Annotated in this window: 13 protein-coding genes; 3 read left to right on the forward strand and 10 right to left on the reverse strand. The window is 60.6% G+C overall.

Annotated elements, in window-relative coordinates:
* Nucleotides 1-680 precede the first annotated feature (680 nt).
* Nucleotides 681-995: a DUF6124 family protein gene (locus AC3ZVB_RS26845; protein ID WP_490148226.1), complete on the forward strand. Its 315-nt coding sequence runs from the start codon at nucleotides 681-683 to the stop codon at nucleotides 993-995.
* Nucleotides 996-1,146: 151 nt separating this feature from the next.
* Here the strand turns inward: AC3ZVB_RS26845 and AC3ZVB_RS26850 are convergent, their stop codons facing one another.
* From AC3ZVB_RS26850 to cpaB, 8 genes are all read right to left on the reverse strand, one after another.
* Complete coding sequence (locus tag AC3ZVB_RS26850) at nucleotides 1,147-1,407, reverse strand: DUF3613 domain-containing protein (protein WP_162440641.1); 261 nt, start codon at nucleotides 1,405-1,407, stop codon at nucleotides 1,147-1,149.
* Between the two features lie 16 nt (nucleotides 1,408-1,423).
* On the reverse strand, nucleotides 1,424-2,131 hold the full coding sequence (locus AC3ZVB_RS26855; RefSeq protein ID WP_162440642.1) for a tetratricopeptide repeat protein: 708 nt from the start codon (nucleotides 2,129-2,131) through the stop codon (nucleotides 1,424-1,426).
* Nucleotides 2,132-2,142: 11 nt separating this feature from the next.
* Nucleotides 2,143-3,033 (reverse strand): type II secretion system F family protein, encoded by an 891-nt coding sequence (locus AC3ZVB_RS26860; RefSeq protein WP_162440643.1) that lies wholly within the window; start codon nucleotides 3,031-3,033, stop codon nucleotides 2,143-2,145.
* A gap of 1 nt (nucleotide 3,034) precedes the next feature.
* A complete protein-coding gene (locus tag AC3ZVB_RS26865) occupies nucleotides 3,035-3,919 on the reverse strand; it encodes a type II secretion system F family protein (RefSeq protein ID WP_490148227.1) in 885 nt (294 codons plus the stop codon).
* A 17-nt stretch (nucleotides 3,920-3,936) separates the two neighbouring features.
* A complete protein-coding gene (locus AC3ZVB_RS26870) occupies nucleotides 3,937-5,211 on the reverse strand; it encodes a TadA family conjugal transfer-associated ATPase (RefSeq protein ID WP_490148228.1) in 1,275 nt (424 codons plus the stop codon).
* Nucleotides 5,208-6,398, reverse strand: coding sequence for a CpaE/TadZ family protein (locus AC3ZVB_RS26875; RefSeq protein WP_490148229.1), 1,191 nt, complete (start codon nucleotides 6,396-6,398; stop codon nucleotides 5,208-5,210). The genes AC3ZVB_RS26870 and AC3ZVB_RS26875 overlap by 4 nt, the downstream gene beginning before the upstream one ends.
* The gene (locus AC3ZVB_RS26880) at nucleotides 6,395-7,567 is read right to left on the reverse strand and encodes a type II and III secretion system protein family protein (RefSeq protein ID WP_490148250.1); all 1,173 of its coding nucleotides are present in this window, start codon (nucleotides 7,565-7,567) and stop codon (nucleotides 6,395-6,397) included. Before AC3ZVB_RS26880 ends, AC3ZVB_RS26875 begins: the two co-directional genes overlap by 4 nt.
* Nucleotides 7,568-7,633: 66 nt before the next feature.
* Complete coding sequence (gene cpaB, locus AC3ZVB_RS26885) at nucleotides 7,634-8,578, reverse strand: Flp pilus assembly protein CpaB (protein WP_490148230.1); 945 nt, start codon at nucleotides 8,576-8,578, stop codon at nucleotides 7,634-7,636.
* 329 nt (nucleotides 8,579-8,907) lie between these two features.
* On the opposite strand from cpaB, the gene AC3ZVB_RS26890 reads away from it, so the two are divergent.
* On the forward strand, nucleotides 8,908-9,111 hold the full coding sequence (locus tag AC3ZVB_RS26890) for a Flp family type IVb pilin (RefSeq protein WP_490148231.1): 204 nt from the start codon (nucleotides 8,908-8,910) through the stop codon (nucleotides 9,109-9,111).
* A 64-nt stretch (nucleotides 9,112-9,175) separates the two neighbouring features.
* Complete coding sequence (locus AC3ZVB_RS26895; protein ID WP_490148232.1) at nucleotides 9,176-9,589, forward strand: response regulator; 414 nt, start codon at nucleotides 9,176-9,178, stop codon at nucleotides 9,587-9,589.
* Nucleotides 9,590-9,701: 112 nt separating this feature from the next.
* On the opposite strand, the gene AC3ZVB_RS26900 is transcribed toward AC3ZVB_RS26895, so the two are convergent.
* Together AC3ZVB_RS26900 and AC3ZVB_RS26905 are read right to left on the reverse strand one after the other, a co-directional pair.
* Nucleotides 9,702-11,372, reverse strand: a complete 1,671-nt coding sequence (locus AC3ZVB_RS26900) for a ShlB/FhaC/HecB family hemolysin secretion/activation protein (RefSeq protein ID WP_490148233.1) — start codon at nucleotides 11,370-11,372, stop codon at nucleotides 9,702-9,704.
* 138 nt (nucleotides 11,373-11,510) lie between these two features.
* On the reverse strand, nucleotides 11,511-13,112 hold the full coding sequence (locus AC3ZVB_RS26905; RefSeq protein ID WP_490148234.1) for a collagen-like triple helix repeat-containing protein: 1,602 nt from the start codon (nucleotides 13,110-13,112) through the stop codon (nucleotides 11,511-11,513).
* Nucleotides 13,113-13,198: the final 86 nt, after the last annotated feature.

Genomic DNA, 13,198 nt, shown 5'->3' on the forward strand with positions numbered 1-13,198 from the left:
GGGAGCTGGCCTGCCGGCGATGGCGGCCTGACAGCCGACCTGATTCATGCAGATGTACTCGATCTATTGTAGGAGTGAGCCTGCTCGCGATAGCGGCCGATTGACCGACCAGATTCATGCGGATGTACCCGATCCCTGTGGGAGCTGGCCTGCCGGCGATGGCGGCCTGACAGCCGACCTGATTCATGCAGATGCACTCGATCCATTGTAGGAGTGAGCCTGCTTGCGATGGCGTCATGAAAACCAGCCAATTACTTTAGATAAAACACCGGTAGGAGCTGCCGCAGGCTGCGATCTTTTGATCTTTCTGCATCGCGCCACTAAAAGATCAAAAGATCGCAGCCTGCGGCAGCTCCTACACAAAGCGCCTACGAGTGTTTCGTTTTTCGCGGTTTTTCCCACAGGTGTTTAAGCTTGGCCTTCGGAAGCTCCATGTCTAGTCTCTGGCCGTCGCTGCTTATTCAGCGGTCAGGACTGGAAACCCTGATGTGTAAACGAAATAGCCTCTTATGACGTATGCTTGCGCACTTCTAAAGTGTGCACTGCGTGTTATGGCGGCTGTGCGCGGGAGACTTCGAGTCTGTCGGGTTACCGTTTGCCCGGGTTTCCAGCCTGCGTACAGCTGCCACCCTTCGTATGGAAACCGAAAGGAGCAGCTTCACCCTAGACGGAGAACTGCCATGCCAAAACCAACCCCCAATCCCCCTGAATCAACCACTACCACCGCATCCCACCGCGACCTCAAAGCCGCCATTCTGAAAAACTCAAAACCCCATAGCCCCAGCAAAATGTACGCAATCGTCGCGGACATGGACACCGAAAGCCTGCTGGCAAATGCCTGCGAATCCCTGGCATCGGCAAGCATCATGGCCAGTGATTTCGCGACCTTTCTGGATGGGCCGCAACGCAGCATGCTGTTGGGTTTTCAACAGGTGGTGATGCTGGCCGATCTGGCGGTGAATCAGGCTCTGGACAACCTTGATCCCCGAGACTGAACGATGAGTTTTTGTGGTGAGGAGGATTGTCGAATCGTCGCACCGTCCCGCTGGAGTGCGCAGCAGTCGCTATCATTTTGGGGCGGCTTCGCCACCCAGCGCGAGCGAGCTCCCTCGCCACAGGAATTGGGGTGGCCAGCAACTGCGCGCATCAATTCCCCTCCACCGTCCCCGCCGTGTCCTGTCCATAAAAATCCGGTATCTCGTGCTCGAAGCTTTTCAGGAACCGCGCCATGGCTTTTTCCCGTTCGGCCGCCGAGGCGGTTTGTGGCGTGTGGGAGGCGGCCTGGTTTCGGCTTTGCAGTGTCAGCCAGCCTTCGGTTTCCTGTTGTTGAGGTGATGAGGGGCCGGGGTCGAGGGCATGGGCTGGGAGGCTTAGCAGGCCCAGGCTGCACAGAAGGATCAGCTTCATTTTGTTCTCCTGGCCACTACTTCGTGACGTCGGTAACGATCGCCACCTGGCCGCTGCTGGACGGACGCGGGGTGGTGGGGGTTTTGAGTTTTTCGGCGCGGGCCTGGGCGTCGCTGAACTGTTCGGGGCTCAGGCCGGCACGGCTGACCACTTCGCCGGCTTGCTGCCAGTTGTCCTGGTAAATCAGCAACGCCACCAGATTGACGGCCGCCAGTTGATCGCTCTGTTTAAGCTCGATGGCGGTGAGGAATTCGAAGCGGGCGTCGTCCAGGCGTAGCTGGTTGAGATAGACCACGCCCAGGTCGTTGCGGATTTTTTCGTCGGTCGGCGACAGTCGCGCCGCTCGCTGCAGATGTGCCTGGGCCAGGCCGTTGTCGCCACGTGCTGCCGCCAGTTGCCCCAAGCCGTGCTCGGCTTCGGCAGCACGGCAACTGCCGAGCAGGCTGCGGTACAACGGCTCCGCTTCGCTGCGTCCCAGCAAGCGGTAGACCCGGGCTTTGCGCAGTCGCACATCGGCCAGGTTGTCCGGCAGGTTTTGCAGGTTGGCGAGGCTGGCGTGCAGCTTGCCGTCCTTGGCCATGTCATCGGCCAGGTTCAGTGCCAGCTCCTGATCGGCGCTGGGTTTAGCGCAGCTCGAGGTGGTCAGGGCCGACCAGGGCGCTTGGCCGTTGGTGGCGCACCCGCTCAGCATCAGCAGGCTCAGGGCAGCGAACAGTATTTTCATCAAGAACCTCTTCAGGACGCGAACGCGCGGGCGATGGCGGTAAATCCCGGGCCTGCCAGCACAATCAACAAAGCGGGGAACAGGAATATCATCATCACCACCGACATCTTGGCCGACATTTTCGAGATGTATTCCTGCAGGTTGGTCAGGCGTCGATCGTCGAGCAACTGCTTGAGCGAGAGCAGGGATTTCATCGCACCGCCGCCTTGCTGGATCAGTTGCTGAAGGATGATGCAGGTGTCGGTGAATTCATCGATGGCCAACACATTGGCTGCCTTGTTCAATTCCTGCCCGAGCTCCAGACCCGAGTCCACCCGGGCCAGAATCAGGCTCAGTTCCTGAGTCACCTGCGGCAACAGTTTCCGGGCTTCGGTGCTCAAGACGCGCAGGGCCTGCTCCACGGCCATCCCCGATTCGAACAAGATCCGTAGCAGTGGAATGAGTGTGGAAATCTCCACGGCGATCTGTTTCTGGCGTCGTTTGGCCGCATAGGCCAGCAAGCGTTTTGGCAGCAGGTAACCGATGCCCAGCCCGAAGAATGGCGCGATCCAGTGCGTCTTCACCTGGGGATAAAACAACTCTTGCGCCAGGAAGACCAGCCCGGCCACCAACAGCGGCGTGCCGACCTGCAAGGCCGCAAAGATCGAGCGCTGCCGGGCGCGGCGCCATCCAACGCGGTTGAGCAGCACTTGGGTTTCATTGTCGAGGCTGACGCTGCGCTGTCCCAGCTTGCTGTCGCCGAGCACGCGTAGCCAACTGCCTAAGCGATTGTCGCGCACCATCTGGCCATGCAAGCGCTGGTTGATCTGGCGTTCCCGACGGTGACGCGCAAACAGATCGCCCACAACCAGCAGCATGGCGGCGAGCAGTAGCAGCGAACTGATGATCAGTGCCGTGGCCATATCAAATGCTCCTTAACATACGCCAGAGCACCAGGCAGCCCATGATTTGCAGGCTGGCGGCGATCATGAGCATTTGCCGGCCCCCTGCGTCGTTCCACATGCCAAGCATGTAGCCAGGATTGACCAGCATGAAGTAGCTCACCAGGATTACCGGTAACGACCCCAGCACCCAGGCCGTCATGCGGGTTTCGCCGGTGAGTGCGCGCAGTTGCCGGGCGCCCTGTTCGCGTTCGCGGATCAGTTTGATGAGGTTTTCCAGCAGCTCACTCGCGTTGCCACCGTAGCGGTGATTGACCTTCAGCCCGAGGGCGAACATGCGCAGTTCGTCCTGCTCATACAATTCGGCAAAATCGCTCACCGCTTCCGGCAGGCTCACGCCCAGTTGCACGTTGCGCTGGACCCGTCCCATGGCAGCTTTCAGTGGATCTTCGCTGACGTCGATGGCGCCCATGACCGCATCTGCGAGGGTGCGACCGGATTTGAGACTGCGCACGGTGTGGTCCAGAAGCTGTGGCAGTTGTTCTACGATTCGGCGAATTCGCCGGCGATAGCACCAGGAGACGTACACCCGTAAAGCCAATGGCGGCAGTACCAGCAAGAGGAAGAATCCGCTCCAGCTCGCCACCGCAAAACCCAGCAACATCGACATGGCCCACAGCGCCAGCCAGAGGCCCAGTTTCTCTGTCGGGCGGCCAAGCCCCGCACGCAAAAAGGCCCGCTCCAGCCCGGTCCAGGATCTTTTGGCCGGCTCCAGTTCCGGCTGACCCTGAGCCAGCCGATTGAGTACCCGTTCTGTGCCTGTCTTGCGCAGGCCCTGGTAAAACAGGCGAATCGAAAACGTCAGCAGCAACACGCACATCAGGCACAGCATCAGAGGGCCGATCATGGGCAGGCGCCTCGCGGTCAGTTGTGCGGCAAGGCCGACTCGCGGCGCAGCTTGTCGCCAGCGGGATTGACCGCCTCGCGCAGGAAGCCGAAACCGGTGCGTCGATCAAGCCGGAAAAGGGTGTTGGTGACGTACACGTCTTCGCGAATACCCACCACTTCGACGACTTCGCTGGCGCAGCGGCGACCATCGGGCATGCGCGTCAGCTGGATCACCACGTCCAGTGCTGCGCAGATCATTTGCCGCAGCGTGCGTTCGGCAATCGTGCGCCCGGTCAGGCCCACCAGCGTCTCCAGGCGCAACAGTGCATCTTGTGCGTTGTTGGCGTGCACGGTGCTCATGGAACCGTCGTGGCCGGTGTTCATGGCGGTGAGGACGTCGACCACTTCGACGCCCCGAATCTCGCCGAGGATGATCCGGTCCGGGCGCATCCGCAGTGCGTTGCGGATCAAATCGCTGGCTTTCACTTCACCGTGTCCTTCGGCGTTTGGCGGTCGCGTTTCGAGGCGCACAACGTGTGGATGGCCCAGCTGCAATTCGGCAACGTCTTCGATGGTGACCAGACGCTCGTGAGGGTTGATCAGTTGGCTGAGAATGTTCAGCAGCGTGGTCTTGCCGGTACCGGTGCCGCCGCTGATCAAAATATTGCAGCGCCTGCCCACGGCTTCCTGGATGAAATCGAAGATCGCCTGATCGATGGTTTGCATCGCCATCAGGTCCGAGCTTTTGAGCATGTCTTTGCGGAATTTCCGAATCGACAAACACGGACCGTCGAGGGCAATCGGCGGAATGATCGCATTGACCCGACTGCCGTCAGGCAGCCGTGCATCGACCATGGGCGAGGACTCGTCGAGGCGTCGACCGAGGGGCGCGAGGATGCGTTGCATGACGCGCTCGACGTGATGTGCATCGATAAACCGCAGATCGCTCTGGTGCAACACGCCGTCGCGTTCAATGAACACCCGGTGCGGGCCGTTGACCAGAATCTCGGTCACCGCCGGATCGCGCAGCAGCACTTCGAGCGGGCCGAAGCCGGTGAGTTCGTCGACGATTTCTTCGGCCAGACGCTCCATCTCATAACGGGAAATCGCCAGGTGCAGTCGGGCAATGTATTCAGCGATCTTGTCGATCACGAACTGCGACAGCACCTGACGGGAACCTTCCAGCAGGTTTTTGCCGGACTCTTCGATGGCATCGATGATGTACCGGTGCAGCACCAGCTTCAGGCCTTCGTGGTCGGTGTTGCCGACCGGTCCGCGCGTTGGCGCACCGAAGAGTTTTTCACTGCTCATTGAGCACCCCTCAGTCGGTTGAACCAGCCTGTTTTAGGTTTGGCCAGGCCTTCGGAGCGTTTGGCCAGGCGTTCACCCAGGGTGCGCAGGCTTTGGGTCAGGGCTTCGCGTGGGGCCAGTTCGAACAGGGTCATGCCCTGGTTTTTGGCGTTGAGCCGCACCTCAGGGCTGTAGGCGAGGGTGGCAATGGTCTCCATCGCGAAACTCTTGCTCAGGGTCTCGGCGTCCGGTGCGACGTTGCGCAGGTAGCGGTCCACCAGCAATTTCGAGTGGTCGAGCTTCATGCCTTTTTCGCGCCAGAGATTGAGTACTGCGAGGTTGCGACGGCAGTCGAGCACGTTCTGATCGGTGTACCACAGCAGCTTGTCGCAGTGGCTGACAAAGGTGCGCAGCGCTTCACTGTCCGGTTGTCCGGTGAGGTTCACCACGATGTGCTGGAAGTGTTGGCGCAGGGCGCTGAGCAGCATGTACAACTCAGCGGCGCTGGTGTGCTCCAGCGGTTCATCGTTACCGGCGTACGCGAGGATCCGCAGCCCGACGTCACACCGGGTGAAGGCGCTGTCGATCAGCGTCGTGTCCAGGCGTCGCAGATGCCGCAAGGCATCGCCGAAGTGAAACGAGCTCTCCAGCCCGAGCAGCGCCAGGCTGTCACCCCGGGGCAATCCCAGGTCCAGCAACAGCGTCTGCTGACCGCTTTTTTGTACGACTTGCGCCAGGTGGGTGGTCAGCAGCGCGCCGTCCGCATTGCTTTGAATCCCGTAAAGCACTGTCAGGCCACCCAGTTGAGTGTTGGGCGCCACGGGTGGCAGGCGTTTGCTCAAGCGCCGCACCAGCCCTGCGACTTCGCTGGAGCGCGAGCCATACGCGACAAAATCCCGTGCACCGGCACGCATGGCGTTGAGCACCAACTGGTTGTCCATGCCGTCGCCCAACGCCACGATAGCCAGCATCGGTTTGGCTTCCAGTGCGCCTTCTATCAACGCGCTTTGGGCCACCACGTGTTCGCGGTCGAGGCCGACGAAGACGAGGCTGGCAAAGGTGACGTCGACCAGCGCCAACAGCTCGTCGAGGCTGCCCCCGCCTGCACTGACCACCTGCCCCAACGGGGCGAGGGCGCCTTGCAGCCACTCAAGATCGGTGCTGTTGCGCGTGATCGCCAGGAAGGTCTGACTCAGGTTCTGGCTCATTGCGATAACCCGCTGCGTTTATCGAAGTTGCCGTTTTCGAGAAAGTACATGCGATAGAAATTCGGGTCGTAGTTGCGCAGTTTCTCGCCCGGCAGCGAGGGCAATTGCGCGTTCGCCGCCAACGGCTGAACGAGGTGCGGGGTGACGATCATCAGCAGCTCGCGTTCTTCGCGGTTGATGTTCTGATCACGGAAAAAAGCCCCGAGGATCGGGATATCGCCCAGGCCCGGAAATTTATTCACCTGGGAACTGTTGCGAGTGCTGATCAAGCCGCTGATCACGAAGCTTTCGCCATCGGCCAGGGCGATGCTGGTGTCGGTGCGACGCACGGTCAGCGCCGGCACAACCGTGCCCGCGATGTTCACGCCGTTGCTGTAATCCAGCTCGCTAACTTCAGGCGCGACTTTCAGGGCAATGCGATTGCGCCCGACAATCGTTGGGGTCAGCGTCAGGCGGATGCCGAACTCCTTGTACTCGATCGAGACGTTGTCACTGCCGGAGCTGGGCACCGGGATCGGAATTTCGCCACCGGCCAGGAAGCTCGCACTCTGGCCACTCAGCGCTACAAGGCTTGGGCGCGCCAGGGTGTAGGCAAAGCCGCTGCCTTCCAGGGCGTTGATCATCACCATGGTTTTGCCACCGATCCATGAAATGTTGAACTGGCCGTTGTCCACTGGCAGTCGGGGCTGGACCACACCGTCAATCGTCGGCAAGGTTCTGGGCGCGCCGAACAGGAAGTTGCCGCGGGTGCCGAAAATCGAGGTCGACGCTTCCTTGAGTTTGGTCCGACTGACTTCTACAAAGCGGATGTCGGTCTGCACTTGAGAGGGCAGCTGTTCGTCTTCGGAGGGCAATGTGGCGGCGGTGAGCGCGGCGGTCGCTTTGCCCTGAACGAACACCATGGTCTGGCGGGGCGACGTGGAACAGGCGGTCCAGACCATCAAACTGGTCGCGCCGGGTGCGACACCTGTCAGCAGAAAACCACTGTTGCCCGTGGTGCGCACGTCAGCGATTTTCGGATCGCCTACCGCCAGTCGCGTGATCGCCACTGGCGATTGCAGCTCCTGTTGCAAGCCTTCGCCCACCTCCAGAACGGCGGGTAACGGATTCAGTGCGGTGCAATTGCTGGCAGCCGCGAAGCTGTTTTCGACAGGCGCCGTCGACAACATCAAGCAACCGAGCAACGGGTAGAACGGCAGCATGGAACGACTGGGCATGTAGCTATCCTTGCTCGATCATGGGGTTTGTTGCGTAACCTGATTACCGCGAATGATTTCCACCGCAGGGCGGGTTGCAGCGGTGCGAACAGGGTTGCCGACGGGTGTCTTAGGCGCGCCACCCAATGCCAGTTGGGTGAACTGAAACAGGCTGCTGTTCGCCGCATCGAGATGCCCTGACGCGTCGTTTTCTCCAGCCCAGTATTTGGCCAGGCGCTGCTCTTCTGCGCTGCGCACTGCGAGACGCAAGGTGCCGACTTGTGTCGCCAGCATCAATCGGCTCACCAGCGGTTCCGGGACCGCCAGCAGCACGGTTCGCGCGGCAATCTTGCGTTGTTCCTGTTTGATTTTTTCTTCGGCGGTCAGGGCGGGGGATGCCGGCTTGCCGTCATTGGTCAGGCCCAGTTGATCGCCAACGCCGAGCACGCGCATGGCCGGGACGACGATCTGTGCCGACTGTTGCAGGTTGCTCGCACCCTGGGGCAAGAACAGCAGCACATCGACGTAGTCCCCCGGTGCCAACTGACCGGCAGCACCGATCACTTCGTCGACCGCCACCGCGAGCGCACGCTCGTTGCTGTGGATCATGCGCGCCAGTGTTCCACCGGCTTCGAAGCTGTCTTCGCTCAGCCAGGTGCCGGCACTGAGTGAACGCCAAGGCGTGCGGCCGACGGCTTGCTCGATGCTGCTCAGGCTGCCCGCCGGGGCGCTGCGAAGTTTTTCCACGGCCAGATCGGCGGCGGTCAATGGCGTGAAGGGCGCAACGTCGTGCACCAGGTCGACCACCGGTTGGCGGGTCTGGTCTTCGGCGGTGGCGACGGTTTTTTCGAGGGTGATGCCAGCACTTGGCGTGGCGACGGGTTCGGCAACGGGGGTACGGCTGAGCATCAAACCCCAGTATCCGGCAACGCCGGCGCCTATAAGCAGTAGCCCGGCCAGGCCCATGGTGAAGCGACTGTTCATGACGGCTCTCCCTTTCCTGCTGCAAGAATTGACCGTTATCCAGACGGTGTAATCCGTGCTCAGGCAGCTATGAACATTCCAACTATTTCGCTATTTGACGGTAGCGCAGCTAGGGCGAAACGCCATTAGCCTCGGTGAAAATATCTGGCAAAGTTTGCGAAGTGGCCGAAATGACGGGTTTTTCCTGGCGCCAGAAACAGAACTAATACTTAGTGATTAATCCGTTCTTACAGTTGCTGGGGTCGGGTTTGTTGACAATGCTCTGGTGGCACGGAGCAATCATGTCATCGCCCGTGATACCGGCGCCCGAGGGCCCAAGGAGTTGTCAGATGTTCCTCAAACTGTATGTGAAAGTTCGCGTGTTTTTTGAAAGCACTGAAGGGGCTTCGGCGATCGAGTATGCGATTGTGGCGGCGATGGTTGCGGCCGTGATTGTGGTGTTCATTACCCCGATATCAAAAGAGGTGACTGATATTTTTACCGGTCTCAAGGACGCGCTTGTTAAGGCTCGTCCTGCAACACCAGCAACTTGACCTGTCGATCTAATGTTTATGAGCTACCGTGGTTCAACCTGGTCCATTGGTTTCGGAACACCCTATGACAGTCATTTCAATGCCACGCCAGCAGTTGCTTTTGGTCGACGACGAAGAGGATGCACTGCTGGAGCTGGCTGAACTATTGGAGGGCGAGGGCTTCTGTTGCTTTACGGCAACGTCAGTCAAACTCGCCCTGCATCACCTGACCCGCCATCCTGATATTGCCTTGGTAATTACTGATCTGCGCATGCCGGAGGAAAGCGGCATGTCGCTGATCAAGCGCCTGCGCGAGCACACTTCACGCCAGCATCTGCCGGTGATCGTCACGTCCGGGCACGCGGACATGGAGGATGTCAGCGACATGCTGCGCCTTCAGGTACTCGACCTGTTTCGCAAGCCGATCTATCACGTACGGTTGCTGGAGACGCTCAATAACCTGTTTCCACAGCCTCAGTTGTACCAGGTCACCAACTGAACACAAATCCACTGTAGGAGCTGCCGAAGGCTGCGATCTTTTGATCTTGCATTAGAAACAAGATCAAAAGATCGCAGCCTGCGGCAGCTCCTACGCGAGTACGCATTCAACCTCACAATTGATAACTGAAACTGATGCTGTACCTCGGTTTGCGGTTGAACGTGTCCAACGCTTCGTCCGACATCGGCTTGGCTGCTTCCAGGGCAATGTTGTAGTACTTGGCGTCGCCAAATCGCAGTCCCACTGCCGCCGATGACAGATTGCTGCCTTTGACAGGCAGCTCATTGAACCAGGTTTTCGAACGGTCCAGCACCACGTACGGTTGCACTGTCCGCACCCAATTCCAATCGCGATTAAAGCTGTAGTTCACTTCATAGGCCACGCCCCAACCCTTGTCTCCGGAAGCCTGATCATCGGGGTAGCCACGGCCGAAGTTTTGCCCGCCGAACACGGCGCGTTCGCTGTCGGGCAGGGTGTCGTCGCTCCAGTACAACGCGCCGGAAAGAACACCCTGCCAGTTCTCGAAAAACCTGTCGCTCTGCACACCGGATAACCGCAGTCGAAAGAAGTCCAGGTCGAGATCGCTGTTGTTGGTTTTCGCCCCCATGCCGTCGATGCCCTGGTACACGCCACCGCTGATGATGCGCAGTTGTTTGGCATCGGCTTTGCGCCAGTCGCTTTCGAAAGCCAGGGCGCGGATGTCGCTGTTGATGTCGACGCTCAGCGGAAAACCGACGACCTGATAGCGGGTCTTGTCGTTGACCGCGTACAACCTCGCGCCGGCGCTGAGCAGTTCGTTGGGCGAGGCAATGAGCGGGTGGCTGAAACCGATGGAATAGCGATCGTTTTCGCGGTGTGGTTTGAGTTCCAGTCCGTTGTCGGTCAATACGTTGGTGCCGGGATCGGCGCGGTAACGCGAGGCTGACAGCGCCAGTTGCGTGCCCTCGGCATTGAGGAGCTGGTTGTAGTCCAGGCGGTAGTAACGCTCGTGATCGTCCCCCGGTGGAAACAGTCCGCTGAGGCTCAATTGTTCGCCCATGGCCGTCTGGGAATTGCTGCTGACACCGAGCAGCGCCTGGAGACTGTTGCGATTGTTCTCGGTGGTGCTCAGGGTACTGGTGAACGGTTTGCGACTGGCCTGGGCGACGAGGTAAGCCGCGCCATCGGTGGTGCCCGGCGGCGGCACCTGCGCCTGCAATGTCACGCCGGGGATGCGGCTCATCAGCGTGGTGTAGCGTTCGAAGGTCTTGCGCGTCAGCGGACGTTCGCCCTGCAGTTTGGCCACCAGTTTGTCGAGCAGGCCTTTGACCCGTCCGATGTCACCCTGCAATTGGTAGTCCTTGATATAGCCCTCTACCAACACCACTCGGGCCACCCCATTGCTGAACGTTTGCTGCGGCAGGAATGCGTAGGACAGCAGGTAGCCATCCTGTTGATAACGACGGGTGATGCTGCGGGTCGCTTCGATGAGATCGGCGAGGCTGGTTTCATGGCCTAGCGAAGGCTGGTAGAGCGTGGCGAGCTCGCTGAGCGGATAAATCGTTCCGCCTTCGATCTGCACGGTCTTGAGGTTGACGCGGGTGTTCATCATCAACGGCTGATTTTGGGCTGCACCGGGTTCGGGCACCGAGGGCGCTGCCGTGGTAGGGCGGTATGCGTCGGCCGGGAGGTTCGGCACGGGAAGGTTGCGGTTGGTTTCGTTGCTGTTGAGGAAGCTGGGAAGGGTGTCGGCGAGAACGCATGAACTGACGGTCAAAAACAGCAGGCTAGCCAAGACGCGCATAGGACACTCCATGTTCAATTTACTACTTCGCCTGGATCTTCATGTTCCAAAGAAAAAGCGGAAGACTCCTTCGAATCTTCCGCCTTCAACCAAGCGTAGGCGCTGTAGATAAGGCCGTCGAATCGGCCGGGTGCAATATCAACGATTCTTGCCGCTCACTTTTCCGGTCAGGCCACCCAGCAAGCCGCCAAGGCCCCCGGTTGTGCCAGTGTCGCCAGCGCCGCCAGTGACCAGTGTGCCCACGGCACCGACGGTGCTGCCCACGGTGGTCACGGTGTTGCCGACGGACGTTATGACGGGGTTCGGTGTGCTGGTTGCGATGGTGCTGCCGAGGTTGGCCACCGCGCCGCCGACCTGGGTCGTCAGCCCGTTGACCGGGGCGCCCAGGCCCGTCGCTGTGCCGATGTTTTGGGTCAGGCCAGTGACGGCAGTCGTGACCGGATTCAAGCCGCTGCCCACCGCGTTGCCGAGGTTGGCCAAGGGGGCGGTGGCGGCGGTGTTGGGTGCGCCGGAACCGCCGAGCGCGGTGTTGACGGAGGCGACGAGACTGCCTGCAGACGCGGCCGTGACACCGCCTGCACTGACCAGGCCATTGGTGTTGCCAGCGTTCAATCCGCTGCCGACATTGACTACTGCGCCGCCGACGGTTTGCAGCAATCCGGTGCCACCCAGGCCGCCTCCGGTGCCTGAACCGGTGCCGTTGGCAACCAGTCCGCCGGCCTTGCCGACCGCTGTGCCGGTGTTGCTCAAGGCGCCGCCGACGGTGTTGGTCAATGCGTTGCCGTTGCCGGCCAGGGTGACTTTGTTGCCAACGCCGTCGACGGTGTCGCCGACTTTCTTGACGATGCCGTTGAGGGGGTCACCCAGTCCGGTGGCGCTGCCCACCTTGTCGGTGGTGCTCTCGACCAGGGCGATCACGGGCACCAGTTTGTTGCCGGCTTCTTTGGTGACTGAACCCAATGGGCCGGTCGTGGTGGCTGTGCTCAAGGTGTCGCCGAGCATGGTGACTTTTTCACCGACGCCATCGAGTACCGGGGTGACTTTTGTCACGACGCCGCCGACTACCGGGATGCTGTTGGTGGCGGTGGCGAGTTTGCCGCTGACGTCGGATACGCCGTTGCCGACGTCCTGTACCACTCCACCGACTGATGACGCTGTGACGCCCAGGCCGTTGGGATCGGTGCCCAGTTTGCCGACACCGTTGGCCACGCCATCGCCCAGGGTGGTGACGACGTTGCCGGTGGTGTTGGCGACGCTTTGGACGATGCCGCCTGCAACGGGGACGGTGCTCAGGGAGTCGCCGATCTGGCCGACGCCGTCACCTGCGCCACTGACGGTTTTGCCGACGTCCTGGAGCAGTGTGGTGGTGACCAGTGGGGTTGTGCCGGGGTTGGTCGGGTTGGTGGGGTCTGTGGGGTTGGTTGGATTGGTGGGGGCGGTGGTGCCGCCGCCCGTGCCGCCAGTACCGCCTGTGCCTCCGGTTCCGCCAGTGCCGCCTGTGCCCGCTGTGCCTCCGTCGGTGTTTCCGGTGCCGCCTGTGCCTGCGGTGTCGCCGCTGGATCCACCTGATCCGCCAGTGCCGGCTGAGTCGCCGGAGCCTCCTGCGCCTGCTGCGCTGTCAGGGGATGAGCTGTCGGAGCTGCTGTGGTGGCCGCCACCGCCGCTGCTGCAGGCGCTTAGGCCTACGGTGAGGGAGAGGGCTATTGCGATTGCTGATGTGCGCCAGATGTTTGTGGTCATGGGGGTATTCCTTGCACCAACGTTTGTTGTTTTCGATGGCCTGTCGGTTTCTGTTGCCGACGGTGTCTTCGTCCGTTGTTTGCATG

The organism is Pseudomonas sp. MDV22-iso1 (assembly GCF_058145095.1).

What these genes read in the sequence shown, in the direction of transcription:
- AC3ZVB_RS26845 (WP_490148226.1), top strand. Translation starts at nt 681, where the DNA reads ATGCCAAAACCAACCCCCAATCCCCCTGAATCAACCACTACCACCGCA.
- AC3ZVB_RS26850 (WP_162440641.1), bottom strand. Translation starts at nt 1,407, where the DNA reads ATGAAGCTGATCCTTCTGTGCAGCCTGGGCCTGCTAAGCCTCCCAGCC.
- AC3ZVB_RS26855 (WP_162440642.1), bottom strand. Translation starts at nt 2,131, where the DNA reads ATGAAAATACTGTTCGCTGCCCTGAGCCTGCTGATGCTGAGCGGGTGC.
- AC3ZVB_RS26860 (WP_162440643.1), bottom strand. Translation starts at nt 3,033, where the DNA reads ATGGCCACGGCACTGATCATCAGTTCGCTGCTACTGCTCGCCGCCATG.
- AC3ZVB_RS26865 (WP_490148227.1), bottom strand. Translation starts at nt 3,919, where the DNA reads ATGATCGGCCCTCTGATGCTGTGCCTGATGTGCGTGTTGCTGCTGACG.
- AC3ZVB_RS26870 (WP_490148228.1), bottom strand. Translation starts at nt 5,211, where the DNA reads ATGAGCAGTGAAAAACTCTTCGGTGCGCCAACGCGCGGACCGGTCGGC.
- AC3ZVB_RS26875 (WP_490148229.1), bottom strand. Translation starts at nt 6,398, where the DNA reads ATGAGCCAGAACCTGAGTCAGACCTTCCTGGCGATCACGCGCAACAGC.
- AC3ZVB_RS26880 (WP_490148250.1), bottom strand. Translation starts at nt 7,567, where the DNA reads ATGTTGTCGACGGCGCCTGTCGAAAACAGCTTCGCGGCTGCCAGCAAT.
- cpaB (WP_490148230.1), bottom strand. Translation starts at nt 8,578, where the DNA reads ATGAACAGTCGCTTCACCATGGGCCTGGCCGGGCTACTGCTTATAGGC.
- AC3ZVB_RS26890 (WP_490148231.1), top strand. Translation starts at nt 8,908, where the DNA reads ATGTTCCTCAAACTGTATGTGAAAGTTCGCGTGTTTTTTGAAAGCACT.
- AC3ZVB_RS26895 (WP_490148232.1), top strand. Translation starts at nt 9,176, where the DNA reads ATGACAGTCATTTCAATGCCACGCCAGCAGTTGCTTTTGGTCGACGAC.
- AC3ZVB_RS26900 (WP_490148233.1), bottom strand. Translation starts at nt 11,372, where the DNA reads ATGCGCGTCTTGGCTAGCCTGCTGTTTTTGACCGTCAGTTCATGCGTT.
- AC3ZVB_RS26905 (WP_490148234.1), bottom strand. Translation starts at nt 13,112, where the DNA reads ATGACCACAAACATCTGGCGCACATCAGCAATCGCAATAGCCCTCTCC.